The sequence below is a fragment of the Floccifex sp. genome, from assembly GCF_051873495.1.
GTDB lineage: Bacteria > Bacillota_I > Bacilli_A > Erysipelotrichales > Erysipelotrichaceae > Floccifex.
Genome location: NZ_JBJEEX010000115.1, coordinates 1 through 26,878 on the forward strand (window position 1 = coordinate 1; position 26,878 = coordinate 26,878).

General features: G+C 32.2%; 27 protein-coding genes. 1 reads left to right on the top strand and 26 read right to left on the bottom strand.

The features are described from left to right. From ACI313_RS06670 to ACI313_RS06685, 4 genes are all read right to left on the bottom strand, one after another. Nucleotides 1–1,076: SPFH domain-containing protein (locus ACI313_RS06670; RefSeq protein WP_439755598.1), on the bottom strand; the 1,076-nt coding region annotated here is incomplete at its 3' end. Nucleotides 1,077–1,138: 62 nt separating this feature from the next. Then, nucleotides 1,139–2,164 (bottom strand): ketol-acid reductoisomerase, encoded by a 1,026-nt coding sequence (gene ilvC, locus ACI313_RS06675; RefSeq protein WP_320608291.1) that lies wholly within the window; start codon nt 2,162–2,164, stop codon nt 1,139–1,141. A 75-nt stretch (nt 2,165–2,239) separates the two neighbouring features. Next, nucleotides 2,240–2,932, bottom strand: a complete 693-nt coding sequence (locus ACI313_RS06680; protein ID WP_320608290.1) for a FadR/GntR family transcriptional regulator — start codon at nt 2,930–2,932, stop codon at nt 2,240–2,242. An 8-nt stretch (nt 2,933–2,940) separates the two neighbouring features. Further along, nucleotides 2,941–4,107: an ATP-binding protein gene (locus tag ACI313_RS06685; protein WP_320608289.1), complete on the bottom strand. Its 1,167-nt coding sequence runs from the start codon at nt 4,105–4,107 to the stop codon at nt 2,941–2,943. A gap of 59 nt (nt 4,108–4,166) precedes the next feature. Between ACI313_RS06685 and ilvA the strand changes: the two genes are divergently transcribed. Continuing rightward, complete coding sequence (ilvA, locus tag ACI313_RS06690) at nt 4,167–5,372, top strand: threonine ammonia-lyase (RefSeq protein ID WP_320608288.1); 1,206 nt, start codon at nt 4,167–4,169, stop codon at nt 5,370–5,372. Between the two features lie 35 nt (nt 5,373–5,407). Here the strand turns inward: ilvA and ACI313_RS06695 are convergent, their stop codons facing one another. From ACI313_RS06695 to ACI313_RS06800, 22 genes are all read right to left on the bottom strand, one after another. Then, nucleotides 5,408–6,292 (bottom strand): patatin-like phospholipase family protein, encoded by an 885-nt coding sequence (locus ACI313_RS06695; RefSeq protein ID WP_320608287.1) that lies wholly within the window; start codon nt 6,290–6,292, stop codon nt 5,408–5,410. A gap of 23 nt (nt 6,293–6,315) precedes the next feature. Then, nucleotides 6,316–7,434: an Ldh family oxidoreductase gene (locus ACI313_RS06700; RefSeq protein ID WP_320608286.1), complete on the bottom strand. Its 1,119-nt coding sequence runs from the start codon at nt 7,432–7,434 to the stop codon at nt 6,316–6,318. A 73-nt stretch (nt 7,435–7,507) separates the two neighbouring features. Then, complete coding sequence (locus tag ACI313_RS06705; protein WP_439755599.1) at nt 7,508–7,966, bottom strand: NUDIX hydrolase; 459 nt, start codon at nt 7,964–7,966, stop codon at nt 7,508–7,510. A gap of 28 nt (nt 7,967–7,994) precedes the next feature. Further along, nucleotides 7,995–8,987 (bottom strand): Gfo/Idh/MocA family protein, encoded by a 993-nt coding sequence (locus ACI313_RS06710; RefSeq protein ID WP_320607612.1) that lies wholly within the window; start codon nt 8,985–8,987, stop codon nt 7,995–7,997. 2 nt (nt 8,988–8,989) lie between these two features. Beyond that, entirely contained in the window at nt 8,990–10,396 is a 1,407-nt protein-coding gene (locus ACI313_RS06715; protein WP_320607613.1) for a HAMP domain-containing sensor histidine kinase, read from the bottom strand. 3 nt (nt 10,397–10,399) lie between these two features. Next, the gene (locus ACI313_RS06720; RefSeq protein WP_320607614.1) at nt 10,400–11,059 is read right to left on the bottom strand and encodes a response regulator transcription factor; all 660 of its coding nucleotides are present in this window, start codon (nt 11,057–11,059) and stop codon (nt 10,400–10,402) included. 20 nt (nt 11,060–11,079) lie between these two features. Then, on the bottom strand, nt 11,080–12,453 hold the full coding sequence (glmM, locus tag ACI313_RS06725) for a phosphoglucosamine mutase (protein WP_320607615.1): 1,374 nt from the start codon (nt 12,451–12,453) through the stop codon (nt 11,080–11,082). 4 nt (nt 12,454–12,457) lie between these two features. Further along, the gene (locus tag ACI313_RS06730; protein ID WP_320607616.1) at nt 12,458–13,210 is read right to left on the bottom strand and encodes a CdaR family protein; all 753 of its coding nucleotides are present in this window, start codon (nt 13,208–13,210) and stop codon (nt 12,458–12,460) included. Nucleotide 13,211: 1 nt separating this feature from the next. Further along, complete coding sequence (gene cdaA, locus ACI313_RS06735; protein WP_439755600.1) at nt 13,212–14,120, bottom strand: diadenylate cyclase CdaA; 909 nt, start codon at nt 14,118–14,120, stop codon at nt 13,212–13,214. Between the two features lie 30 nt (nt 14,121–14,150). Then, nucleotides 14,151–14,924: an HAD-IIB family hydrolase gene (locus ACI313_RS06740; protein WP_320607618.1), complete on the bottom strand. Its 774-nt coding sequence runs from the start codon at nt 14,922–14,924 to the stop codon at nt 14,151–14,153. A 66-nt stretch (nt 14,925–14,990) separates the two neighbouring features. Next, nucleotides 14,991–15,668 carry a LytR/AlgR family response regulator transcription factor gene (locus ACI313_RS06745; protein ID WP_320104373.1) on the bottom strand — a complete coding sequence of 226 codons (678 nt, stop codon included), beginning with the start codon at nt 15,666–15,668 and terminating at the stop codon, nt 14,991–14,993. A 36-nt stretch (nt 15,669–15,704) separates the two neighbouring features. Then, entirely contained in the window at nt 15,705–16,970 is a 1,266-nt protein-coding gene (locus ACI313_RS06750; RefSeq protein ID WP_320607619.1) for a UDP-N-acetylglucosamine 1-carboxyvinyltransferase, read from the bottom strand. Nucleotides 16,971–17,069: 99 nt separating this feature from the next. Continuing rightward, the gene (gene fba / locus ACI313_RS06755) at nt 17,070–17,936 is read right to left on the bottom strand and encodes a class II fructose-1,6-bisphosphate aldolase (RefSeq protein ID WP_320607620.1); all 867 of its coding nucleotides are present in this window, start codon (nt 17,934–17,936) and stop codon (nt 17,070–17,072) included. Nucleotides 17,937–18,002: 66 nt separating this feature from the next. Next, a complete protein-coding gene (locus tag ACI313_RS06760; RefSeq protein ID WP_320607621.1) occupies nt 18,003–18,872 on the bottom strand; it encodes an ATP-binding protein in 870 nt (289 codons plus the stop codon). Continuing rightward, nucleotides 18,872–19,999 (bottom strand): DnaD domain protein, encoded by a 1,128-nt coding sequence (locus tag ACI313_RS06765; protein ID WP_439755601.1) that lies wholly within the window; start codon nt 19,997–19,999, stop codon nt 18,872–18,874. Before ACI313_RS06765 ends, ACI313_RS06760 begins: the two co-directional genes overlap by 1 nt. Further along, entirely contained in the window at nt 19,989–20,594 is a 606-nt protein-coding gene (coaE, locus tag ACI313_RS06770; protein WP_320607622.1) for a dephospho-CoA kinase, read from the bottom strand. The genes ACI313_RS06765 and coaE overlap by 11 nt, the downstream gene beginning before the upstream one ends. After that, on the bottom strand, nt 20,567–21,388 hold the full coding sequence (mutM, locus tag ACI313_RS06775) for a DNA-formamidopyrimidine glycosylase (protein ID WP_320607623.1): 822 nt from the start codon (nt 21,386–21,388) through the stop codon (nt 20,567–20,569). Before mutM ends, coaE begins: the two co-directional genes overlap by 28 nt. Beyond that, nucleotides 21,388–23,940, bottom strand: a complete 2,553-nt coding sequence (gene polA / locus ACI313_RS06780; RefSeq protein ID WP_320607624.1) for a DNA polymerase I — start codon at nt 23,938–23,940, stop codon at nt 21,388–21,390. Before polA ends, mutM begins: the two co-directional genes overlap by 1 nt. 52 nt (nt 23,941–23,992) lie before the next feature. Then, nucleotides 23,993–24,559, bottom strand: coding sequence for a rod shape-determining protein MreD (gene mreD, locus ACI313_RS06785; RefSeq protein WP_320607625.1), 567 nt, complete (start codon nt 24,557–24,559; stop codon nt 23,993–23,995). A 1-nt stretch (nt 24,560) separates the two neighbouring features. After that, nucleotides 24,561–25,391 (bottom strand): rod shape-determining protein MreC, encoded by an 831-nt coding sequence (gene mreC, locus ACI313_RS06790; protein WP_320104444.1) that lies wholly within the window; start codon nt 25,389–25,391, stop codon nt 24,561–24,563. A gap of 47 nt (nt 25,392–25,438) precedes the next feature. Beyond that, nucleotides 25,439–26,113: a RadC family protein gene (gene radC, locus ACI313_RS06795; protein ID WP_320607626.1), complete on the bottom strand. Its 675-nt coding sequence runs from the start codon at nt 26,111–26,113 to the stop codon at nt 25,439–25,441. Between the two features lie 45 nt (nt 26,114–26,158). Beyond that, entirely contained in the window at nt 26,159–26,863 is a 705-nt protein-coding gene (locus tag ACI313_RS06800; protein ID WP_439755602.1) for a tRNA threonylcarbamoyladenosine dehydratase, read from the bottom strand. Between the last annotated feature and the right edge of the window lie 15 nt (nt 26,864–26,878).

Genomic DNA, 26,878 nt, shown 5'->3' on the forward strand with positions numbered 1-26,878 from the left:
TGACAATTTGGACAAGTCCATCCTTTTGTCTCTGGCTTAGGCTTTCCACAATTCATACAGAATTTACCTTTTGTATTCAGCTGACCACAAGAACATGTCCAAGAATCCGTTGTATCTTGGTTTTGATTCACATACGCATTTTGAGCCATATTCATAGCCATAAAAGCCATTCCCGCTCCATTGGGATTCTTCGAAGCTTCTTTGATTGCTTCTGCTTGTGAATTCATCATTTGCGCATTGGCCATTGATGCATTTTTGAATGTAGCACTTTTTTGAAGTTGTTTAATGGTTTCTTCATCTTCTTGGCTTGCCTTAATGCTATTGATACCAAAAGACACAATTTCAACTCCTCTTAATTCACTCCATTTTTTTGATAGTACACTATTTAATGCTTCAGCTAATTCCATAGTATGACCAGGAAGAGCACTATAGCGAATTCCCATATTAGAAATCTTGGCAAAAGCTGGTTGTAAAGCCGTTAGTAATTCACTTTTTAATTGCGCATCAATGCGATCTCTTGTATAGTCTTGTTCAATGTTTCCGCATACATTGGTGTAAAACAAAATAGGATTGGTAATACGATAGCTGTATTCTCCAAAACAACGAATCGAAATATCCATATCTAAATTAATATTTTCATCTACTACACGAAATGGAATGGGTGAAGGCGTTCCATATTTATTTCCTACACATTCTTTCGTGTTAATATAATAAACTCTTTGTTCTCTTGCACTTTGGCCTCCAAAGCTAAAGCGTCTTTCAATTGTTTTATACATTTCATCAATGTTGTCGTCTAAATCACCAAAAAACAATGATGATTCACTCGAAATGTCATATACATATTCCCCAGGATTCGCACATAATTCCACAACTTGTCCTTGATCAACGATAATCATACATTGACCATCGGCTACAGCTATAATGGATCCATTTGAAATAATATTATCGTTTTTTCTTTTGGAAGTCCCTTTTCTTACTAATACATTATTGGGAAGCGAATCACAATAAAAATAATCTTTAAATTGATCCGATAAAACACTAGAAGCAGAATACATTGCTTTTTTAATTAATCCCATATAAAGCCCTCCTAATGCATTTATTATACCAAAAAAAAGACATCTTTCGATGTCTTTATAGATTAGTTATTGATTAATTTGTCTTCTTCGTTGTTCCAGCTATATAACTTACGAATTTCTGCTCCAACCTTTTCTGCAGGATGTTCAGCAGCTAATTTACGCATAGCCTTGAAATGTACTTGACGACCAGCTGGTGACATATCTAATAAGAATTCTTTAGCAAATGTTCCATCTTGGATATCAGATAAGATTTGTTTCATAGCTTTCTTAGTGTCTTCTGTAATGATCTTTGGTCCTGTAATATAGTCACCATATTCAGCAGTATTTGAAATTGAGTAACGCATTCCAGCAAAACCTGATTGATAAATTAAATCAACGATTAATTTCATTTCATGAACACATTCAAAGTAAGCATTTCTTGGATCGTATCCAGCTTCAACTAATGTTTCAAATCCAGCTTGCATTAATGCACAAACACCACCACATAATACAGCTTGTTCACCGAAAAGGTCTGTTTCTGTTTCTGTACGGAAAGTTGTTTCCAATAAACCAGCACGTGCTCCACCGATACCAGCACCATAAGCCAATGCTAAGTCCCAAGCTTTACCAGTCGCATCTTGTTCTACTGCAACTAGACAAGGTGTACCTTTACCTGCTTGGTATTCAGAACGAACTGTGTGTCCAGGTGCTTTAGGAGCAATCATCGCAACGTCTACATTCTTTGGTGGAACGATGCATCCATAATGAATATTGAATCCATGCGCAAACATTAACATGTTTCCTTCTTCCAAGTTTGGTTCAATGTCTTGTTTGTACATATCAGCTTGTTTTTCATCGTTGATTAAGATCATGATGATATCAGCTCTTTTAGCAGCTTCAGCAGCTGTATAAACTTGTAAACCTTGTTTTTCTGCTTTAGCCCATGATTTAGATCCTTCATATAAACCAACAATTACATTGCATCCAGATTCTTTTAAGTTTAATGCATGGGCATGTCCTTGTGATCCATATCCAATAATTGCGATTGTTTTTCCATCTAAGTATCCTAAATTACAATCTTGTTCATAAAAAATTCTTGCTTCAGCCATTATATTTTCCTCCTAAGTTGTCTAACAACTAATGGTTAACTTGTATGACAAGTATAATATTGATTTTCCTTTTTGTCAATCACTATTTGAGAATAATTGCTCTGTCCAAGCTGCATGATGTAAATGAATCGTAACGGCACTTTTTAAAGCAGTGGCGTCTCTTTTTTCAAGAAAATTCATAATCATAATATGGTCTTTATACGCATCTTCGGCAATCACATCTAAATTAATTTTTAAGTCAAATGTCTTTTCAATGGTTTCATTCACAATCGGTAAAAACTGCACTAAAAAATCATTATGACACGCTTTAATAATAGCTCCATGAAAAGCCGTTTCTGATGCGACACGTGCTATACTTGTAGGTCCTTTTAATATTTCTTGTTGGCATATATTTCCTAAACGAAGAATTTCTTTAATTTCTTCATTGCTTGCCCTTTTACAAGCTAAAGCTGCTGCTTCGGGTTCAAATATTAAACGTGTTTCATATAAATCTTTTAAAGTTACCTTAATATCTGGACTCGTAGAAAAAGTAGTTTCAGCTACTTGATTTAATTGCGATAAAACAAACGTTCCATTTCCTCTTTGAACTTCTAACATACCTTCCGCTACAAGTATGCGAATAGCTTCACGTAACGTAGAACGAGAAATGCCGTATTGATCTGATAACACATTTTCATTTGGTAATTTTTCACCCGGACAATATTTACGATTATTAATGTCTTCTTTTATTTTATCCGCGGTAATTTGTGCTAAACTTCTTTTTTTCATGCTAACACCTAGTCCAAAATCGATTGATTAATTTTCTCGTATTCAACAAATTGTTTAGCCGTACGAGCTGAGCGTCCATTGTTTCGAATCGCAAAGGCTTCTGCTTTCACTTTCAATTCATCATCACTTAATTCTAAGCCATATTCTTTGGCATATTGTTTAACAATATCTAAATACAAATTTGCACCTGGTTTTTGGAAAGTAATTGTCAAGCCAAAACGAGCTGCTAAAGACATTGTTTCTTGAATCGTATCATTGCGATGTAATTCATCACCAGCACGATCTGAGAAGTTTTCTTTCATGAAATGACGACGATTACTTGTCGCATAAATTACGATATTATTTTTATTTGATGTAGTTGATCCTTCAAGAATATTCTTAAGAGCAATATAATCATCATCATTACTTGAAAAACTTAAATCATCAATAAAAATAATAAATTTTAGAGGATTGTTGCTGATGGTTTCAATAATTGAAGGAAGAAGCGCAATTTGTTTTTTCTTAACTTCAATTAAACGAAGACCTTGATCATGGTATTCATTCACAACCGCTTTAATTGTTGAACTCTTTCCTGTTCCTGCATCTCCATATAAAAGCGCATTATTTGCTTTCATTCCTTGTAATAAAGCCAATGTATTTTTAATCAATAAAGAACGCTGTTGCTCATATCCTGTCATATCTTTTAAAGATTGTGCATCTGGATGTTTAATTGGAAATAATCCTTGTGAGTTAATTCCAAAGACATAATACTTCGCAAAGATTCCATATCCTTTTTTAGGAAGATCAATAATACGTTTTTCATAGTCTTTTACTAAGTCATATGATGTATTTTCCCATGTTGGATATTCAATATTCATACCCAAACTAAATTCTTCACTCTTTAAATCACAAAGCTTTTGAAGAATGTTTAACTCACGCTTTAAGCTTTGTTCCATCACTCCTGGAATACTTTTATTTTCTGCTTTTTTTAATACATAGATATTTTCATCATTCATAACCATTTTATATATGATATCGGATAAATTAGCTCCTTGGTCATAAATTGATGCACATAATTGACAATAATATTGTGAATCATCAATTGTTTTAAGAACAAGTTGTACTGTTTTATCTTCTAAAATGCGATGAAAAATCACCAATGTCTTCAATTCGCATTGAAATTGTTTTAAATCCATTCTACATCCCTCCAAAGCCATGGTATAATTATACCACGATTTTACTAGGAGGATATAACATGTTAACAATCGATAAAGTATATGATGCCAAAAACGTATTAAAGAAAATCGTTCATAAAACAAATATTATTCCTGCCACAAATATACATGCCAATAATAACATTTATCTAAAACCAGAAAACCTTCAATTAACAGGTAGTTTTAAAATCAGAGGTTCTTACTACAAAATCAGTAAACTAACAGAAGAAGAAAAAGCCCATGGAATCATTGCAAGTTCAGCTGGAAACCATGCCCAAGGTGTTGCACTATCTGCTCAAAAAGCTGGAATTCCATGTACTATTTGTATGCCAGATAGCTCACCTATTTCTAAAGTAGAAGCAACCAAAAGTTATGGTGCCAATGTTTGTTTGGTAGAAGGAGTCTATGACGATTCTTATGAAGAAGCAATGCGTCAATGCAAAGAAAAAAATCTGACGTTTATTCATCCTTATGATGATGAAGATGTCATTGCCGGTCAAGGAACCATCGGACTTGAAATCCTTGATCAATTAGATAATGTAGATGCCATTGTCGTTCCAATTGGTGGTGGAGGACTTATTAGTGGAGTTGCCTTTGCCGCTAAGAATTTAAAACCTAGTATTAAAATTTATGGTGTACAAGCAGCTAATGCTGCTAGTATGTATGAGTCTTTTAAACAAGGAAAAAACATTGCTCTAGATCATGTAAATACATTTGCCGATGGAATTGCAGTAAAACACCCTGGTGTAAATACATTTGAAATCGTTAAACAATATGTAGATGACATTGTCACTGTAAGTGAAGATGAAATTGCGGCTGCTATTTTAACTTTAATGGAAAAACAAAAATTAGTTGCTGAAGGAGCAGGTGCTGTTTCTGTAGCCGCTGCTATGTTCAATAAACTACCAATCCAAGGTAAAAATGTAGTTTGTGTAATTTCTGGTGGAAATATTGACATCAATATTATCGATCGCGTTATGACTCGTGGTTTATTATTAAGCGGACGTAAAACAAGCTTTACGATTGCACTAACAGATAAACCAGGACAATTATTAGGTGTTTCTAAAATCATTTCTAGAAATGGTGGAAACGTTGTTGCTATTGATTATGATAATGGTGATCCTGAAATGGCCATTACTTCTTGTTTCTTAAAGATTACAGTAGAAACAAGAAATCATGAACATATTGAAAAAATCAAAAATGACTTAATTGCCAATGGCTTTAATGTTGTTCATGAACGTGTATAACAAAAAAGGGCTCTAGAAAATTCATTCTAGAGCTTTTATTTTGATAAATATGCTTTTAATTCATCGATGCGTTTTAAAGTATCATGATATCCTAAAAAATACCAGTCCCCTAATTTTTCAATGTCACTTTCTAATCGTGATATTTCTTGGTTAATAGATGGTGAAAGTACAAATATACGACCTTCTTTTTCTAATTCATCAATTTTGTCACAACTTTCATTATATTCTTTATTCATATTACGCAACGCATTTCTTAACTTAGGATACAAAGGATAGCGAACATCAATCATCGCATTCATTTTTTCATCTTCACTTTTACGATATGAATGATGTCGCGTTTTCACAACAATTATTTTTTCATAGCCTTCATTGATTGCCCAATCAACGGGAATATGATTACAAATTCCTCCGTCTAAACAAGGAATTCCTTCTACATCAACCATATTTGATACAAAAGGCATGGAAGCCGAAGCTTGAATAGCTTTTTCAATATCTTCACATTTACCTTTCTCAAAATATACAGCTTCTCCTTTTTGACAATCACAGGCAACCGCTACAAAACGTCTTGTCTTTCGATCAAAGAACATTCGATCAAAGGGTTCTTCTTTTAAAGGCCCTAATACATAATCAAAGCCAACTAAGCCTTTATTGTGAATCACTGTTTTAGGTCCTGCAATATATTCTGAATCAAAGCGATGTGATAAATTAAAGCGAGCGGCTCTTCCAATTTGTCCTGATACATAATTGTATCCATTCATAGCACCAGCGGATACTCCAATTGTACATTCCATATTAATATCATTTTCCATCAAAGCATCTAAGACACCTTCTCCATAGACAGCTCGAAAGGCGCCTCCCTCACAAACAATACACCCTGGTGTAATATTCATTGAGGCGTGTCCTTGTGGAATTTGATTCATTTTAGAATATATTTTTTCCATCATTATTCAAAAGGGAAACGAATATCTAAGTTCAATTCATCACGAATTTGTTTATATTCTTCTTGTACAGCTTCCGTAATAGGAACACCCTTATCTTTACGTTCTTGCCATACATCCCATTCTTTTTCTCCTGCCGTATAAATACGATCTTGATCTGGTGCTTTTTGTGAATTACGTAATTCTCTTAAGATATCTCCTGTTGTCTTTTTAAAGGATTCAAGTCCCATAAACGCTTCGGTATCAATGGCCATAAAGAAATGACCTAAATGATATGGACGAATGGAACCATCTTCATTTTTTCCTTCTAATGCTTTAAGGAAAATACCACCTTGTAAAGCGGCACTTAAAATCTCAACAACAGTCGCATATCCATATCCTTTATATCCACCCATTTCTTCTCCAAATCCACCTAGAGGGGCTAATGCTGCTTTTTCACTTCGAATGTCTTTAATGATTTGTTTTGAATCTGTCATAATGTTTCCATCACGGTCAATCACTAAACCATATGGTGTATCATGTCCAATACGAGCATAGTATTCAATTTTTCCATTTTGAATTACGGATGTTGCACAATCTAATGTGAATGGAAATTCTTCATCTGTAGGCATTGAAAAAGTTAATGGATTGGTTCCTAACATGTTTTCAACTCCGAAAGTTGGTGCAATACTAGGTCTTGCATTTGTCCCACAAATACCAATCATTCCTTCTTTACTAGCCATTTCCGCCCAATAACCAGCAATTCCAAAATGAGAACTATTACGAACAGCCACCATTCCCATTCCATATTTATGTGCTTTTTCAATACACATTTCCATAGCTTTTTTACTTGCGACCATTCCCATTCCATCATTGGCATCAAGAACAGCCGTAGTTGGTGTTTCTTTTAAAACATCAATTTTAGTAACAGGATTTAAAATTCCTTTTTTAATACGATCCAAATAAATTGGTTTAAAACGATTACATCCATGACTTTCAATTCCTTTACGATCTGAATCCAATAACACATCTGTACATAATTTCGCATCTTCTTCAGGTACTCCATATTTCACAAATGCTTGTGTCATAAATGATTCCATTAATTCCCATGAAACATAGGGTCTATTATCTTTATCTTTTAACATAACTTACGCCTCCGTTTTTATTTTACCATAAGAAAAGCTTTAGCATGGTAACTAAAGCTTAGATTTGTATAAATTATGTATATTTGCACACTTTTACCAGTTCATCTTGTTCGTTATAAACAAGTTTTATATTGATGAACTGATTCGAATAAAATAAATCATCTAAGAAGTATGTATCTCCTTGCCATAAAGGTAAATTAAATACATCTTCTTTTTTAATCCATTGAAGTTCTCCTTCATTACATTCTTTTAGTGTTCCTTCATATTGAGTAGCTGAATATAGAAAACAGATTTCATCTTCCCATTTTGGTAAAACAAAAGTGATAATTCCTCTTAATTGATAATCAATTAACTTTAATCCTGTTTCTTCTTTTACTTCACGAATCATGCAGTCATCTGGACTTTCATGAGGCTCTAATTTTCCTCCCACACCAATCCATTTTCCTTGATTTTCATCGTTTTTCTTTTTATTTCGATTCAACATTAAAATATTATTTCCTGATTCAATATAACATAATGTATTTAGTTTCATAGTTCCTCTTAAAAAAGCATTAGCGGTGCTAATGCTTAACTTGTTCAATTGATTTTTCAAGTATTTCAACGACAACATTAGTATGATCACATAATTTTTGATATGTTTCATCATCTTTTTCGTTGATAATACGATTAAATTCACGGCATTCGTAAACCATATGTGCTTCTTGTTCAATGCCTAAATTTAAAGAAGATTGACTATTTTTATTATTGATTGGTTCTCCTTTAGGTGGAATGAAATCAACACTCGGTAAAATACCAATACTCATTCCCTTTACTCTTAAACATCCTTTATCGCCTTGAATAAACGCAAATACATCACTTGAACTATCTTTAGCTCCTGTACAAGTCGCAATGAATTTTGGATACTGTAATACGACTGTACCACTTGTATCAATGCCATTATATCCAATATTGGCATAATATTGCGTTGATTGTGGTTTTCCAAATAATCCTGTCACAAAATGAAGACAATATACACCAATATCCATTAAAGCTCCACCGTTAAAAGCAGGATCAAAGGCATTGGTTTGTTCATGGTTTTTGTATTTATCATAGCGAGAAGAATATTGTGAATAATTTACTTGAATTAATTTAATATCTCCTACGCGATTTAAATTTTCTTTAATAATCTTGTAGTTTGGTAAAAATTGATTAGTGATAGCTTCAAAAATATATACACCATTCTTTTGGGCAATTTCAAATAATTCTTTACTTTCTTTTAAAGTTGGACAAAATGGTTTTTCATTGATTACATGTTTATGCGCTTCCAGTGCTTTTTTAGATTGTGCATAGTGAAGTGAGTTTGGACTGGCAACATAGATTGTATCCAATTCTTCATCTTTCATCATTTCATCTAAATTTGAATAGTATCTTTTCATTTCATGTTTTTCACAAAAAGCTTTTGCCTTTTCTTCGCTTCGTGAATAACACGCCACTACTTCAATTCCATCCACTAATTTCATTGATTCAATCATGCGATCAACGATAAATCCTGTACCAATTGTTCCTACTTTCATCTTTATTCTCCTTTTGTTTCACGCTTCTTCCACGAAGAATTAGTCTTTTTCTTTTCTTCCACAGGTTCTCGATAAATTCTGAAACAAACACCATCGTCTGTGTTATATCCTTTGACAAGATAGTTATTTGTTTTAGTGACCTTAGAAACAATAGAAAGACCTAAACCAAACTTACCTTTTTCTCCTTTTTCAAAAGGATGGAATAACGTTTCAATGCGGTCTTCACTCATCTTTGGACCATCATTTGAAATTCTTAAATCATCTTCACGCACTTCAATTTTAATATATGTCTTTGCATATCTAAACGCATTGTCCATGATATTTTCAATACATACACGCCATGCTTCTAATAAACCATCGAAGAATACTTCTTCAATATCCGTAATGACTTCAATTTCAGGGCGAATGACAGCTGAATTTAATACAACCTCTTCCACAACTTCTTTCATGTTTGTGACCACACCTTCAGAATCCGATGTCAACAAGTATTCAATTCGATTCAAGTAAAGTAAATTATATACTTTTTTCTCTAAACGATTGGCATTATCAATAATGACATCAACACTTGATTCCAAGTCACCATATGGATAAATACCATCTTTAATTGATTCTCCATATGATTTAATCGTTGCAATTGGTGTTTTTAAATCATGGGAAATGTTGTGTATCATTTCTTCTTTTGATTTTTCTTGTTTTGTCAATTCATCTTTCATGACCACAATTGAATGAGCCACTTGTCCAATTTCATCACCACGATTAATGTTTAACTCCACGTCTTTTCCCATATTAATTTGGGTAATATAGTCTTTAATTTGTGATAATGGTTGAATGATTGAGAATACCCAAATTAAAATCACCATAAACACTAAAATAAAAGCAATAATAATTAAATACACCGTTGAATCGACTAGAATTGAACGGAAAGAAGATGGATATGTATTATCCATAAAACTTGCGACTATTACATGTGATTTAGTACAAAAGACAAGACTATAATAATATTCCATGTCATCAATCATAACAGTTCCATATTCCACGTTATTAACAGGGGACATATCGCTTGCTTCTTTGATTAAATATTCATATAAATCTACGTTTCCAATTTTATCGTCTTTTCCACCAAATACATGTAATACATTATTTCGAATTAAACAATCTACTTGCGTAGAATTTTTGGCTAGATACGAATAAAATTCCTCGTCTACGTTTCCTTCATTTTCAATTAAATTAACTATTGGTCTTTGATTATCTTGCAGCATCGAAACCATTTGTGTCTCAATTGTGTTATTAATTCCCGTTCTTAAAATCGCAAAAAAGAATATTAAGAACGCAATCAAACAAAGAAATATAATAGAAACAAATTGTTTGGTCAAAGACAATTTATGAAATAATTGTTTAAATTTTTTCATATTCTATCCTAATCGATACCCATATCCATAGATCGTGTGAATATTTAATTTTGGCAATTTTTTACGCAAACGACGAAGTGTATCATCTACAACACGATCCGATCCAAAATAATTTTCGTCCCATACATTTTCTAAGATTTTATCACGTGAAAACGCAATTCCTTTATTCTTGATAAACATCATTAATAAATCAAATTCTTTAGTTGTTAGTTCAATTTCAACATTATCTGAATAAATCTTTCTTTGTTCTTCATCTAATTCATATCCATCAATACTAATACGATTGTTTTCATCTTTATATGCACGACGAATAATATTGTTTACACGTAATACCATTTCCTTTGGTGAGAAAGGTTTTGTGATATAGTCATCGCATCCTTTTTCCAATCCAATAATACGATCAAATTCTTTATCACGTGCAGACATAAAGATAATCGGAATATTAGGTCCTTGTAGACGAATTTCTTCTAATAAATCAAAACCTGATTTGTCATCAAGCATGATATCAAGAATCCACAAATGTACATCATCATCTTGAACATGAACACTTGCTTGTTCATAAGTATAATAAGAACGAACTTCGTATCCTTCTTTGCGCAAATACTGAGCGACTAGATTATTAATGTCTTTTTCATCTTCAACTACACAAATGACACGTTTCATACTTCATCCCTCTTTTCTAATTATACAATTTCATGTCCTTTAGCTTTTATCACATCAATGACATGATAAACATATTTTTCACATTCTTCATGTGTTTCGGCTTCAACCATGACACGAACCAATGGCTCTGTACCTGATTCACGAACTAAGATTCTTCCTGTATCTTGTAAAGCTTCTTCAACTTCATGGATTGCTTTTTGTACATCCTCATCATTTTGAGCTAATTTTTTATCTTTCACTTTAATGTTTACTAATAACTGAGGATAAATCTTCAAATCTTCATGAAGTTTACTCATTGGCATTTTTTTCGCAACCATGACTTCCATCATTTTTAATGAAGTTAAGATTCCATCTCCTGTTGAAGCATATTTTGTGAAGATAATATGACCTGATTGTTCCCCACCAATACGACAACCATTTTCTTTCATATATTCATAAACATATTTATCCCCAACAGCTGTTTTCGCATAGCCAATACCTGCTTTATCAAATGCTTTATATAAGCCAAAGTTAGACATAACCGTTGTAACAACTGTATTAGTAAGTAATTTTCCTCTTTCTTTCATATATTTTCCATAAATATATAAAATATGATCTCCAGTAATTACGTTTCCTTTTTCATCAACACAAAGACAACGATCCGCATCTCCATCATAGGCAAAACCAATGTCTAAACCATTTTCAACCACAAATTTTTGTAGTCCTTCAATGTGTGTTGATCCAGCGTCTTTATTAATGTTGCATCCATTGGGTTGCGCATTTATTACATATGTTTTGGCTCCTAACGCATCGAAAACAGCTTTTGCGATTTGCCAACTACTTCCATTGGCACAATCTAAACCAACGCGATATCCCTTAAATGAATACATCCCCAACGAAATTAAATAACCAATATAACGGTTTCTTCCTGATACATAATCTACAGTTCTTCCAATTTTATCTTTTGTGGCATATGGAATTTCAGGCCAACTTTGTCCAAATAATTCTAATTTTCCATCAAGATAATCTTCAATGTATGAAATTGTAGTTTCATCCATTTTTTCACCATCTGAATTAATTAATTTAATTCCATTGTCATAGTATGGATTATGAGAAGCACTAATCATAATTCCACAATCAAAGTCATCTACACGTGCAATATAAGCAACACTAGGTGTAGTAGTGACATGAAGCATATAGGCATCTGCTCCTGATGCCGTTAATCCGGCAATTAAGCTATATTCAAACATATAAGAAGAACGTCGTGTATCTTTTCCAATCACAACTTTTGCTTCTCCATTTTTTAATTTTGAATAATACCATCCTAAAAATCTTCCTATTTTATATGCATGGTCTGCATTTAAAGTAACATTGGCTTCTCCTCTAAAACCATCTGTACCAAAATATCTACCCATTCTTTTATTCCTCCTCTTTTGCCAATTTAACGCTAGCGGTAATGGAATCATCTAAGAAATCCACATTGATTACATTTCCTTCTATGTCATAGGCAACTAATTTAACATTTGTAGTAAAGTCAGAAACTTGACCTGTCGCATCCACTAAAGCTTTCACAACACGAATCGAATCCAATGTATCTTGACTTGCCTTAACGGTTACTTGGTTTTGTGATAAAACCGGTTTTTCAAAGTCGGTTGTTTTTTGTCCATTTCCAACTAATAAATCACACGAAAGTGTAAAGACTGCTTTTACTTTTGGATTTAAAGTCACATCCACTGTTTCAGGAGATACTTTAGCACTTAAACTAGAAGGCAAAGAATCAACAGTTAGATTTACTAGATTTTCTCCTGGTTCACATTTACTTAAATCACATATTACAGATACACCTTTTTGTTGTCTAAAAACTTGAATATCCGTTGAATTACCAGTTAAGACAACTGTAACAACCCCAGGAACTCCTTCGATTTCATATTGACTCTTATCAGCTTTTACATCCACCGCTACATCACTAATCGTAACAGATGTTGTCAAATCATTAAATAATTGAACACGAATCGTATCGTAGTCAATCGAAATACAAATTAATACAGATAAGATAAAAGAAACAATAACCATTCCTTTTTTATCAAACACAATACGATCGAATAACTTAGAAAAACGACGAACAACAGGTGAAAAAATATAACGAATCATTTCATATATTTTATTTATCATATTATTTCGCCTCCTGAGAGTAATTATCAATGATCTTAATTGGCTTAATTCTTTCATCAACGATTAAATCTTGTTTCTTAGAACGAGATGTAAAGCTTTTCGCGGTTTGAATCACGGGTTCAAAGAAATTGTTTGTCGTTTCTTTATTATCCGCTAAAACCAATGTACTCGTTAGAAAACTCTTTAGTGAAGAAGTCGTATATTTTGCCAAGTGTCCATTCATCGCAATCGAAATAGCACCCGTTTCTTCACTAACAACAATCGTAATAGAATCTGTTATTTCACTAATTCCAACTGCTGCACGATGTCTTGCCCCATATTTACTTGGTAAATCACGCTTGGTTGGTGGAAAATACGCTGCTGCACAGGCAATACGATTTCCTTGAATAATAACGGCTCCATCGTGTAAAGGCGTTCCATATTGAAAAATGGTACAAAGAAGTTCACTTGAAACTTCCGATCCCATACTAATTCCTGATTGAATATAATCTTGTAAATCTTGGTTTTGTTGGATGGTAATAATAGCACCTGTTTTTTTCTTAGACATAGAATCACAAGCGTCGACAATATTATCAATCATTTCTTCATATTGTAATGAAGAAAGATGTGCACTTCTTTGCCCTGATTTCCCAACTTTTTCAAGCATCTCTCGGATTTCAGGTTGGAAAATCACAATTGTTAAAACAACTCCCCAATTCAAAAAGATATCAATAATATATCCAACTGCCATCAAATTCAAAATCATTGAAAGTCCTTTAACTAATAAGACAATCAATGCCCCCTTAATAATTTGAACAGTACGGGAATTGTTGCTTAAAATTCTTAATAAAGAATAAATAAGAAACCATACCACCAAGATATCAACAATGAGCTGAAAAATGAATTTAATTTCGCTTAAACTAAAGCTCATAAGATCACTTCCCCTCTATTATCTATTTTATTATTTTAAAATATCATTAATCATACAACTTATTGAATCATATTCTTTGTTTGCATGGGCTTTTACATCTTCTAAAGCCGTAGACATACAAGCTCCATTTAATCCATATTCCATTAATGGAATATCATTGTAAGAATCACCAATTGTATAAACACAACTTTCATCGATATTAACCCATTCACAAACAAAATCAATTCCAAGTGCTTTTGATGTTCCCTTTGGTACAATATCAACCACAAAATTATTGGCATAAGCTACCACTACATCACCAAAATTCGAATTTATTTGTTCAGCTAATGAAACTGCATATTCTGTTTCAACCATTGAAATCACAATTTGAGCATATTTTCCTAAGTCCATAACATGTTGTTCATCCAAATCAGGTTCTAAATCCAAATATCTTTTTTCTTCTAGTTCAGAATCTACAACAATACGATGACGATAATATCCATCGTTGACAACATAAGAACAAACACCCTCTATTTCTTTGGCAATATACATTAAATCAATACTTGTCACTGTATCCAAATAAGAGGCATATAACTCTTTTTTATTGGCATCATAAACCATTCCACCATTGTTTGTGACAAAATAATCAACAGGCAAATCATAGATTTCAGCTTGTCTAGCGATTGATTCCATAGAACGACCTGTCACAATCACAAATAAATTGCCTTGTTCTTTCCATTTTTTTATCGCATCTAAGTCTTCTTGCATTACTTTTTGTGCGTATTTTAATGTTCCATCATAATCTGTTGCTAAAATATTAGTCATAATTTTTTCCTCACCTTTGTTTTTATTGTATCACATAATTCACTCGTAAAAAATAAAAACAAGTCCCTATATAGACTTGTTCTTTGAAGCTAGAATCTTTTGTTTTTGTAGACGAGACAAAGGAAGAACTTCTCCCGTTGTTAATTCGACTTTATCTTTGTACCAAGCAAGAATATATTTTTCATTTACTAAATAAGAAACATGGATGCGAATAAATCCATAAGGAACAAAAATTTCTTCCATTTCCCCAATATTAATTCTTTGATGAAATTTTCCTTTTTTCGTATAAAAATACACCATTTTATCATCTTTTTCTAAATAATAAATTTCTTCATAAGGAAGATTCACATTCACACGATCATAATTTAAATGATATATATCCGATTGTTTACTTTGTTTTAATAAAGAATTCTGAATATTTTCATACTGTTCTTGAATATGATTTTTTTCAATATATAAAATACGACCTCTTTTATCTTCTTTTATATATTTATATTTATTTTCAACCACAAACACAAACACAGCATTGGGATTATCATGAACAAAAACACTTTCAATTCGAGGTGTTTTAAATATTTCATCAAACACAAAGATTTGATACGATTCATTTTTCATTCCTTTCATCAAATCACTTGCCTTGGAATAAATACGAAACGTCCAATCTTGTTCATGAAATGTTTTTGCCATTAGATAAGATAATTCTTTTATTTCATTTTCATATTCTAAAAATGCGATTTTTATCATGATTCTATTTTATCATAATTAAAAAAAAGAAGTAGTCTATTCTACTTCTTCACGCCAAATTTTAGCACCTAAATTAATTAATTTACCATCTAAATTATCGTATCCACGATCAATATGATAAACATCATGAATTTCTGTTACACCTTCTGCCATTAAAGCCGCAACAACTAAACCAGCTCCACAACGTAAATCCGTTGAAGTAACTTTAGCTCCATGTAATTTTGTTTTTCCATTGATAAAACAACTAGGTGTCATAACATCAATATCGGCTCCCATTTTATTCAATTCCTTACAATGTTTAAAACGCTCCGTATAAATTGTTTCCGTTACTGTAGAAATTCCCTCTGCCTGTGTTAATAAAGCCGTAAATGGTTGTTGAATATCCGTGGCAAAACCAGGATAAGGTTTTGTTAAAATTTCTGTTGGTTTTAATGGTTCATCTGTTTTAAAGACTTCCACAAAATCAGCTCCCACTTTCATTTCAATTCCCACTTGTTTTAATTTCATGATAACGGATTCTAAGTGTTGAGGAATGATATTTTCAATTACCATATCATCTGCCATAGCCGCTGCAATGATAATATAAGTAGCCGCTTCAATTCGATCTGGAATAATTTCGTGGAAACATCCACCTAATTGTTCTACACCATCAATTACAAGTGTACTTGTTCCCATTCCATGAATTTTAGCTCCCATTTTATTTAATAACGTAGCAATATCAATAATTTCTGGTTCACGAGCCGCATTTTCAATAACCGTTCTACCCTTAGCATAGACAGCTGCCATCATAATATTAATTGTGGCACCAACACTGGAAATATCCAAGAAAATGTTTGTTCCTTTTAACTCAGGTGCATCTAAAATATAGCACCCATTTTCATAAGAAATATTAGCACCCAGTGCTTCAAATCCTTTTAAGTGTAAATCAATTGGTCTAGGACCTAAATAACATCCACCAGGCATTTTGATTTCTGCATGTCCAAAACGACCTAGTAAAGCCCCCATAAAATAATAACTAGCACGCAATTTAGAAACAGCATTTGAAACCATTGGAATATTTTTAATATGAGTTGGATCAATGTATAAAGTATCTTCCCCTTTTTTCTCTACTTTAACATTTAATTCTTCTAATAAAATTTGTAATGATTGAACATCTGAGATATTGGGAACACCAAAAATAGTTACGGGTTTATTTGCTAAAACACAAGCAGGAATCAATGCGACTGTCGCATTTTTAGAACCACTTATGCGCACCGTACCATTTAAACGATGTCCTCCTTCGATTTTTATAACTTTTTCCATAAAAACCTCCCCTAAGGCATATAAATTTTACACTATTCACTCACTTTTTCCAACTGAAAATAAAAAAAGGTGACATATAGTCACCTCAAGTTTCATAAATTAAGCTTTATCTGCGCAACCAAAGTAGTTTTTGTTCATGTCTTCTACTTTAGCTTGAATAGCATCTGTACCAGCTTTTAATAATTTACGTGGATCGTATCCTTTACCGATTTGGTCTTTACCTTCTTCGATATATTTACGAGTAGCAGCAGCAAATTCTAATTGTAATTCAGTGTTAACGTTAACTTTAGAAACACCTAAAGAAATTGCTTTTTTAACTTGTTCAGCAGGGATTCCTGAACCACCATGTAATACTAATGGTTTACCATTTGTACTAGCTTGGATTTTAGCTAATTGATCAAAGCTTAATCCAGCCCAGTTTGCAGGATATTTACCATGGATGTTTCCAATTCCAGCAGCTAAGAAATCAACTCCAAGAGCAGCAACAGCACCACATTCTTCTGGATCAGCTAATTCACCAGATGAAACAACACCGTCTTCTTCTCCTCCGATTCCACCAACTTCACATTCAACAGAAATTCCTTTTGAATGAGCTAAAGCGATGATTTCTTTTGATTTAGCTACGTTTTCTTCGAAATCAAAATGAGATCCATCAAACATTACTGAAGTAAATCCAGCTTCGATGCAATCTAATGCTCCTTGGTATGATCCATGGTCTAAATGGATAGCAACAGGAACAGTGATTCCTAATTTGTCATGAATGTTTTTAACCATTCCAACAACATTTTTGTACCCTTGCATATATTTTCCAGCACCTTCAGAAACACCTAAGATAACTGGTGAATTAGTAGCTTGGCATCCTTTTAAAATCGCGATGATCCATTCCATGTTGTTAATGTTGTATTGTGGAATAGCATAATGACCTTCATGAGCCTTGTTAATCATTTCAGTAGCAGAAACTAACATTTTATTATCCTCCTTTAGAATTCTACGCTATTATTTTAATACAAAAGACACTATTTTAAAAGCATTTTATCTACGGCTTTTTCCTGTCATAGCTTGTGGTTTTGATAAAGCACGAATTCGCTCCATAAAACGATCACTACTCACAATATTTTCATCTTTTCCTTTAATAAAATAACGATTCTTTAATTCTTCCAATGTATAGTTAGAAATAAAATATGTTTTTAAGTTATGGTCCATACGATAATTCAAAGCTGGAAACAATAAAGAATCCCTTGACCACTGACTAATTGATTCTGACCCTAAATCATCTAAAAACAATATTTCGCTAAACTTTAAATGCGATAAAATTGTTGCCTGGTATTCATAGTCACTTAATGAATCTTTGCATTCTTGTACCAACTGAGGAACTTTCACAAAACTAACAACATGACCTTGTTTGGCATAATAATTAGCGCATCCAATGCATAAATAACTTTTTCCCACACCAGGTTGTCCATATAAATAAACTCCTTTTTTATCATCAATGGATTTTATTACACTAGCATACGCTTCTAAATACTGTGCTGATTCATTTTTTAATTCAATCGCATTCAAATCGATGAAATATTCATTTGTGGATAAATGTGAAAAACGATAAGAAGAAACATGCTTTAATTCTTTATTTTCTTTTTTCTTATAACGACAAGGCATAAAAGTCTCTTCTAGATAATCTCCATCCATATAAAGATTTTTAACTCTTCCTCTTATTTTTTGCGTACAAAAAGGAAGTCCCTGACATCCTTCACATTTTTTTAGATTTTGAAGCCATTGTTCAAATAAATCCGAATATCCATCCACAAAATCCAAATCCAATTTATTTTTCTTTAAAAACGAAAGGACATGACGATTTTTCTTTAATTTCTCAAGCAGTTGACGCTCATATAATTCTTGTTCCACTATCCTTCACTTCCCTTCAATTTTTCTTGTAATTTTAAAGCCTCTTGTAAAGATTGTTGACTAGGCTTTGTTTGTTCTGTATTTTCATACCACTCAGGTGCTTTCTTTCTAGTTGGTACTTTATTAATTTGATTTAGAGCTTTTTCTTTCGTATCAATTTTTAAACGAGCCCAACTCGAAGCCACCTTTTCAACATAACTATGATTAAAACTTTGATTGGTCTTATCCAAACAATATTCTATTAATACATTCACAACCTCATTGGTAAATCCATAATCCACACAAAGCGATTCAAGTAAATGTTTATCGCTATTGGATACTGGTGCACCATTTTGTTTTGATTTAAAGAACGCCACTGGTCCCATTTTATATGGATCTTTGCTTGCTTTAACATTCTTACGAGATACAAATACCAATTCCTTTAATAAATCTTTATCAAATTCTTTGGTAGAAGGATGAATACTTCTTTGCACTAAACACTTCATATCTCTTTCATCAATTCCATAAATTGATGATAGCTGAGCGATAAAACTTAAATTTTCAGGGGTACGAAGACGAATTGGAAAAATACGATCCATCCCTTGTAAAAAGACATTAAAATCAAAGTCATATACTCTTTGTTCATTGGCCTTATTATTTTGGAACACTTCTTCTTTTTTATCATTCCATAAATCAAGTCTTGAAGTATCCAATGGTTTAGACACATCTAAATATCCATCCGTTTTCATTTCATCTACATGAAAATAAGCTTTTAAATAATCATATTGTCTAGCCCCGCATTCATTTATAAAAATACGCGCATAGCTATCATGACTAAAAAAAGAAGTGGAATCTAATGGTGGACAAACAAAATAAAGCCAACGATTTTCAGAAGTATTTAAAAATGTTTTTAATAAACCAAATTCCTCTAAAGTTTCTCTTGCCTTTTGATAGGTTCCATCATTTAAATTACTTAATTCAATAATTTGATTAACACCAATTGATAAATCTTCAAGACTATACAACAATTGATAAAGAATAAAAGCATCTTTGCCAATAATTGGATAATAAAGAAGCGTTAACACTTTTGTTGAATCTTGATGAAACGTACCTGATAATTGAATAATCGCTTCTCCACTATTTTCCATTAACACTCCTCTTTTCTAATAATTCATCTATTTGTTTTTCTAACTGCTCTAAGCCTCCGTTGTTTTCAATACAAACATCGCTATTTTGTTTTTTATATTCCACTGAAAATTGATGTTGTAGACGCTGTTTGGCTTGTTCAAGAGTAAAATGACGATATTTCACTAAACGCTCAAGGGCCACTTGTTCATCACAATAAACACACCATATTTCATCAAATTTTGATTGAGCTTGGATTTCAAATAAAATAGGAACTTCTACAAAAACCAAAGAACTCTGTTGTTCTTGTTTCCATTTATCTATTTGTTCAAAAATAAGCGGATGAAGAATTTGCTCCACTTGTTTTTTCTTTGTTTTATCACTAAACATAGAACTTGCCATTTTGGTTTTATCAATTTCATAGTTTTTATCTAAGACAATCCAATCAAATTGAACTAATTTTCTATATCCTTCATGATCTTTTTTTATTAAATCCGCATTAATACGATCACAATCAATTACAGGATAAAAATTCGCAATGTATTTAGATACTTGTGATTTTCCCGATCCCATTGAACCCGTAATCGCAATTACTTTCTTTTCTGGCAATGTGTGCATATATACGTACCTCTTGAAGCGATAACTGTTTTAATAATTTTATTATGACAAATTTCACATGGTTCATCTTTTTTAGTGTGAACATGTAACTGAAGCTGAAATAAACCCGTAACACCTAAACTCGATGTATAAGAACGGATAGTTGTTCCCCCTGCTTTAATTGCTCCCTTAATTATATATTTTGTCATTTCCACAATCTTTTCACAATCTTTTTTAGATAAGCGAGAACAACGGCTTCTTGGATCCAATCGTGACATAAAACATATTTCATCGGCATAGATATTTCCAATACCGGCTTGAATGCTTTGATCCAATAAAGCAGTTTTCAAATTACGATTGGATTTATGTATTTTATTATAAAAATACATGGCATTAAAACGATCATCCAATACATCCCATCCTACATTTTTTAAAGCCGGACAATCATATTTATTATCGACTTTATCATACAATGCCATGCGACCAAATTTTCTTGTGTCATGATAACACAAATACCGGCCATCATCTAAATGAAAAATCACATGGATGTGTTTTAAATCTTTAGGAAAAGTATCCATGATATAAAACTTTCCTTCCATTCGTAAATGAACCACAAAATCATATTTTTCAGTTGTGAAAATCAAATATTTCCCAATTCGTGAAAAAGAAAGAAAAGACTGTCCTTTTATTTTATTCACAAAATCTTCTGTTTCTAATATTTTATCGTAATAAACAGTTACATCCACTATTGTGCTATCTTTAATTTGACTAGCCAATGTAGATATAACAGTTTGTACCTCTGGTGCCTCTGGCATTATTTTGCCTCATACCAGCTTTTGCCATAGGCAACGCTTGCCACTAGAGGGACTTTTAATGGAATCACATTTTCCATTTCTTCTGTTACTAATTTAACCATTAAATCAATTTCATCGTCAGGTACTTCAAAAATCAATTCATCGTGAATTTGAAGAAGTAATTTTGATTTGACGTTTTCTTTATTCATTCGCTCATAAACTTTAATCATCGCTATTTTAATTAAGTCTGCAGCTGATCCTTGTACAGGCGCATTCATTGCCGCACGCTTTCCAAATTCACGTGTCATAAAGTTTTTATCATTGATTTCACTGATTTCTCTTCTTCGATTAAACATTGTCTTAACATATCCATGTTCTTGGCAGAAGGCAATAATTTCATTCATAAAAGAATGAATCGCAGGGAAAGAGGCAAAATAAGTTTTCATAAATTCACTTGCTTCTTTACGAGAAATATTTAATTGCGATGCCAATCCAAACTCTGTTTGACCATAAACAATCCCAAAGTTTACGGTTTTGGCAATACGACGCATAGAACTGGTCACATCTTCTTTATTGACCATAAATATTTTAGTAGCTGTTTGCGTGTGAATATCAACACCTTCATTAAAAGCTTCAATCATATTTTTTTCATTGGCCATATGAGCTAATATTCTTAATTCAATTTGCGAATAATCCGCTGACAACAATTGATATCCATCTCTAGCCACAAACGCTTTACGAATTTCTTTTCCTTGTTCATCACGAACACTAATATTTTGTAGATTAGGATCACTACTTGATAAACGACCAGTTTGTGTCATTGTCTGATTGAAACAAGTATGGATTTTACCATCTTCTTTAATATGTTTAGAAATACCATCAATATAAGTAGATTTAATTTTCGCATATTTACGATATTCCAATAAACAAGGAACAATAGGATGTTTATCTTGTAGTTTTTCTAAAACATCCGCTGAAGTAGAACGTTTCTTTCCACTTGGTAAATTCAATTCATCATATAATACATTTGCCAATTGTTTAGGTGAATTAATGTTGAATACCATATGGGCATAGCCATAAATTTCTTTTGATAAACTATCAATTTTTTCATCTACGACATCATTAATTTCATCTAATATATTCTCATTCACACTAATTCCTTCATTTTCCATATTGAATAATACCGGAATTAAAGGTAATTCTATATTTTGATATAAATCCCATAATTCTTGATTTTTTAATTTTTCAAAAATCTCTTCAATTTCATTATTTAATTGACTCACAAAGGCTCCATAAACAGCTATGGTACGATTATATTCAAAAGCTTCTTTATCTTTTACTTTCTTTGATAATTCATGGAAACTTTCTGGCAATTCAATTTTTAGTGTTTGTAGTAAATCATCGGTATTAGTTGCCTGAGAATGAAGTAAAAACGATGCGATGTGCATGTCATGTTTAATATTAGGAATGTCAAAGCCATATCGTTGGCATAGATGCATCATTTCTTTGGCATCCCATGTGATACATTCCTTTTGAATATATTGTTTAAATTCTTTGTCTTCTAAAGCATCTTCCACGGCTTCAAAATAAATTTCATTTTCATCACAAGAAATGAAACCATATAATTTTTGATCTAAATAAGAGCCATTTGTACAAACAGCCATAAATAAAGGATTATCTGATTTCCAATGCTTGATTTGTGTAACACTCATTTTTTTGGTTTCTTTAGTCTTCACAAACGAATACATTTCATATTTTTTATAGAAATCAGATACATGTTCATCAAAGTCTTTGAACTCACAAGCATCCATTTCAAAAGGAAAATCCATATTACGATAAATCGTTGCCAATTCTTTTGATAAAAAAGCTTTATCTTTATCATTAATCAACTTTTCTTTTAATTTTCCTTTTACTTGATCAATGTTTTCATATACATTTTCTACACTTCCATATGTTTGTAGTAATTTCGTTGCGGTTTTTTCACCAACTCCTGCCACTCCTGGAATATTGTCAGAAGCATCTCCCATCAATCCTTTTAAATCGATGATTTGTTCTGGTTTTAAACCATATTTTTCTTCAAAGTTTCCAACGTTCATTAAATCCATTTCCGTTAGTCCTTTTTTCATTAATAAAACATTGGTACTTGAATCAACTAATTGAAGTAAATCACGATCACTCGTAAGTATTGTCGTTTGAATGTCTTTACTTTTTAAAGCCATACTTCCAATTATGTCATCGGCTTCATAGTCTTCGCTTTCATAGCGCATAATTCCAGCCGCATCTAAAAATTCTCTGACAATTGGAAATTGTACTTTTAATTCATCGTCTAATGGCTTTCTTGTACCTTTATAGGCCTCATATTTTTTATGACGGAATGTTGATTTACCTGCATCAAATGCGACTAATATTGAATCAGGTTGAATCATATCAATAGCTTTATTCATCATTAAAATAAAACTAAATACCGCATTAGTTGGAATGCCATTACTTGTTGTCATGGATTTTCCATATAGCGTTGCATAGTATGCTCTAAACAACATTGAGTTCCCATCTATTAATAATAAATTATTCATCTAAATCACCTTCATTCCTATTTTATCAAAAATAGACTAGAAATTCTCTAGTCTATTTTCGTGACAATCTTAAATTACGATATTTTTTCTTTTCAAGTCTTTGTGTTCGAATTCTTTGAATGGCTTCATATCGATCAAATACATTAAATACATATATCAATACTGCAATTAAAGCGATATGAATCAATAAAGTAGATAATTCAAAGTAAATGAACCAAGTTGTAAAAGAAACACTTAATTTTCCTAAAAATTTATAAATGAAAAATGGAATACAGTCATATAAAAACATCAAAATCAATATATTAAATAGTAAAACACGATTATCTTGATCCATGTAATCCGAAAAAATACCACTTAATACACTCAATAAAGGATAAATCAAAATATGAAATGAAAATCCATATTGAAACAAGGCATCATAAAGTATTCCAAATAGAAATCCTATTAAAATACGATCTAACCAATTTCTTTTAAACACAATCAAAAATAAAGCTGTTAAACATAAATGAGGAACAAACGATACCGCCCTGTATTGATAATCAACTGGAAAAATAAACGTAATCGCCGTTTCCATAAATCCTAATACAAACAACAAGCCAATATAAAACTTTGTTTTCATATTATTCCTCATTTCCAACTACGAGTACATATTCAAAGCTTTTCATATTTGATACAGGTGAAACATATACCGTTGAAATAATCGCATCATCGCTCTTACTTACATCAACAACCGTACCAACAAATAAACCAGAAGGATAATTTCCTCCCGACCCACTTGTCGCAACGCTTTGTCCTATTGATACTTGCGCATCATTATTAAACAAAGAAACACAATATGCACCTTTATCAGGGTCATACGATTGTAGTACACCTTCTACCGAGCTTCCATCTTCCAATGAAATTTTAACCGCAATATCATTCACTAAGTCTTCACTCGTCAATAAACGAACTATACTTGTAGCACTTTGAACACTTTCAACTAAACCAATAGCCCCTTCACTTGTAATCGCAATCATGTTTTCTTTCACACCCTGCGCTTTTCCAGCTGAAATTGTTACGGTTTGTTTCCATGATGAAGCTGATCTTTGCACTACGCTACATGATATAGTAAGTGCATCTAGCAATGAATTTTTCATGTCTAGTAATTTTTCAAGGTCTTCATTTTTATTTCGTTCTTCTTCATAAAGTGTTTTATAGCTTCTTTGTTGTGCTAATTCTTCTTTTAAGAATTCATTGTCTTCGTATACGTGCCATAAATTAGATAAATCCGAAATAGAATTGGTCAAAGATTCAAGAGGATGTTCAATTAATCCATATTTTATATAAGTCCATGCACTATAGCCTAAATTTGATAATGAATTCTGACGAAGAGAGAGCATCACAAAGCTAAAAATCAAACATATACAAATTAAAATAGATAATATTTTTTGTAGTCGTGTTAGTTTTCGCATAGTATCTCCCAAATTCCATTTAATTATAGCGATATTTTCGAATTGTTTCAATGAAGATATCCTTGTTCACGAAAAGAAAAATATGTATTTTTACCAACGATGACATGATCCAAAAAAATAATTCCCATCGTATGTGCGATTTCATTTAACTTTTGTGTTAAATAAATATCATTTTGTGATGGAGTAGGATCATTTGAAGGATGATTGTGCATAACCATAACGGAATACGCACTCAATTCAAACGCTTTTCTAAAAATATCTCTTGGATGCACTGTACTTTCACTAAGTGTTCCTTTGAATAAATTTGAATGACAAATCAATCTTTGTTTAACATCCAAATACAAGACCACAAAGTTTTCTTGTTTAAGTGTTCCATATTCCATTTTAAACCAATCAATTACATCCTGGGCTTGTCGAATGGTTTTATGGTAGGCATTGGTTCTTAAAGCTCGCTTAGATAATTCAATGCCAGCTAATAATTGAAGAGACTTAACTTTACTAATTCCTTGAATCTCCATTAAAGACTGTGCCGATAATTCATACATTTTATTTAAATCCTCCGACTTCTTTAGCACATCTTTTGCGATTTCAAAGACATCTCTTTTTTTGTTTCCACTTTGTAAAATCAGCGCAATGAGTTCTAAATCCGTTAAAGATTCTAAACCAAAGCGCAATGCTTTTTCACGTGGACGTTGTTCGATATTCATTTCTTTTACTTTCATATATATTTATATTCGAAAAAAAATAGAATTTGTAAAAAACAAATTCTATTTTGTTAAATCTTTTATAACTTCAGACGCAATAACCAGTCCTGCCACCGATGGTACAAAGGCCGTTGATCCTGGAATCGACTTTTTACTTTTAGGGTCTACTGGACCGTCTTTTAATTTCATAGGTTGTTCTTGTGAATAAACAACTTTTAAATGTTTTACTCCACGTTTCTTTAATTCATGTCGCATAACTTTCGCTAAAGGACATACTTTTGTTTTAAATAAGTCTTCCACTTCAAAGCGCGTAGGATCTAGCTTATTTCCTGCTCCCATGCTTGATAAAATCGGCACATTATTTTCTTGACATCGCAAAACCAAACTAATTTTCGCACTTATTGTATCAATGGCATCAATAACGTAGTCATATTCTGCAAACGGAAATATGTCAATGTTTTCCGGAGTAACAAATTCTTTATATGTATTTACATTAGCATTGGGATTAATATCTAAAATACGTTCTTTCATCACATCAACTTTATATTTTCCAAGCGATGAGTGTGCAGCAATGATTTGACGATTGATATTGCTTACGCTTACCGTATCATTATCAATTAAATCAAAGGAGCAAACTCCACTACGAGCCAAAGCCTCTGTAGCATAACCTCCAACTCCACCAATACCAAAAATAGCAACTCGTGATTGTTTTAATTTATCCATATTTTCTTGTCCAAGTAATAACTCGGTTCTTTCAAATTCTTCCATAAAATCCATCCTGTT

Coding starts and splice junctions, on each gene's coding strand:
- ilvC (WP_320608291.1), bottom strand. CDS start 2,164: ATGGCTGAAGCAAGAATTTTTTATGAACAAGATTGTAATTTAGGATAC.
- ACI313_RS06680 (WP_320608290.1), bottom strand. CDS start 2,932: ATGAAAAAAAGAAGTTTAGCACAAATTACCGCGGATAAAATAAAAGAA.
- ACI313_RS06685 (WP_320608289.1), bottom strand. CDS start 4,107: ATGGATTTAAAACAATTTCAATGCGAATTGAAGACATTGGTGATTTTT.
- ilvA (WP_320608288.1), top strand. CDS start 4,167: ATGTTAACAATCGATAAAGTATATGATGCCAAAAACGTATTAAAGAAA.
- ACI313_RS06695 (WP_320608287.1), bottom strand. CDS start 6,292: ATGAATCAAATTCCACAAGGACACGCCTCAATGAATATTACACCAGGG.
- ACI313_RS06700 (WP_320608286.1), bottom strand. CDS start 7,434: ATGTTAAAAGATAAAGATAATAGACCCTATGTTTCATGGGAATTAATG.
- ACI313_RS06705 (WP_439755599.1), bottom strand. CDS start 7,966: ATGAAACTAAATACATTATGTTATATTGAATCAGGAAATAATATTTTA.
- ACI313_RS06710 (WP_320607612.1), bottom strand. CDS start 8,987: ATGAAAGTAGGAACAATTGGTACAGGATTTATCGTTGATCGCATGATT.
- ACI313_RS06715 (WP_320607613.1), bottom strand. CDS start 10,396: ATGAAAAAATTTAAACAATTATTTCATAAATTGTCTTTGACCAAACAA.
- ACI313_RS06720 (WP_320607614.1), bottom strand. CDS start 11,059: ATGAAACGTGTCATTTGTGTAGTTGAAGATGAAAAAGACATTAATAAT.
- glmM (WP_320607615.1), bottom strand. CDS start 12,453: ATGGGTAGATATTTTGGTACAGATGGTTTTAGAGGAGAAGCCAATGTT.
- ACI313_RS06730 (WP_320607616.1), bottom strand. CDS start 13,210: ATGATAAATAAAATATATGAAATGATTCGTTATATTTTTTCACCTGTT.
- cdaA (WP_439755600.1), bottom strand. CDS start 14,120: ATGAGCTTTAGTTTAAGCGAAATTAAATTCATTTTTCAGCTCATTGTT.
- ACI313_RS06740 (WP_320607618.1), bottom strand. CDS start 14,924: ATGACTAATATTTTAGCAACAGATTATGATGGAACATTAAAATACGCA.
- ACI313_RS06745 (WP_320104373.1), bottom strand. CDS start 15,668: ATGATAAAAATCGCATTTTTAGAATATGAAAATGAAATAAAAGAATTA.
- ACI313_RS06750 (WP_320607619.1), bottom strand. CDS start 16,970: ATGGAAAAAGTTATAAAAATCGAAGGAGGACATCGTTTAAATGGTACG.
- fba (WP_320607620.1), bottom strand. CDS start 17,936: ATGTTAGTTTCTGCTACTGAAATGATTAACAAGGCTCATGAAGGTCAT.
- ACI313_RS06765 (WP_439755601.1), bottom strand. CDS start 19,999: ATGGAAAATAGTGGAGAAGCGATTATTCAATTATCAGGTACGTTTCAT.
- coaE (WP_320607622.1), bottom strand. CDS start 20,594: ATGCACACATTGCCAGAAAAGAAAGTAATTGCGATTACGGGTTCAATG.
- mutM (WP_320607623.1), bottom strand. CDS start 21,388: ATGCCAGAGGCACCAGAGGTACAAACTGTTATATCTACATTGGCTAGT.
- polA (WP_320607624.1), bottom strand. CDS start 23,940: ATGAATAATTTATTATTAATAGATGGGAACTCAATGTTGTTTAGAGCA.
- mreD (WP_320607625.1), bottom strand. CDS start 24,559: ATGAAAACAAAGTTTTATATTGGCTTGTTGTTTGTATTAGGATTTATG.
- mreC (WP_320104444.1), bottom strand. CDS start 25,391: ATGCGAAAACTAACACGACTACAAAAAATATTATCTATTTTAATTTGT.
- radC (WP_320607626.1), bottom strand. CDS start 26,113: ATGAAAGTAAAAGAAATGAATATCGAACAACGTCCACGTGAAAAAGCA.
- ACI313_RS06800 (WP_439755602.1), bottom strand. CDS start 26,863: ATGGAAGAATTTGAAAGAACCGAGTTATTACTTGGACAAGAAAATATG.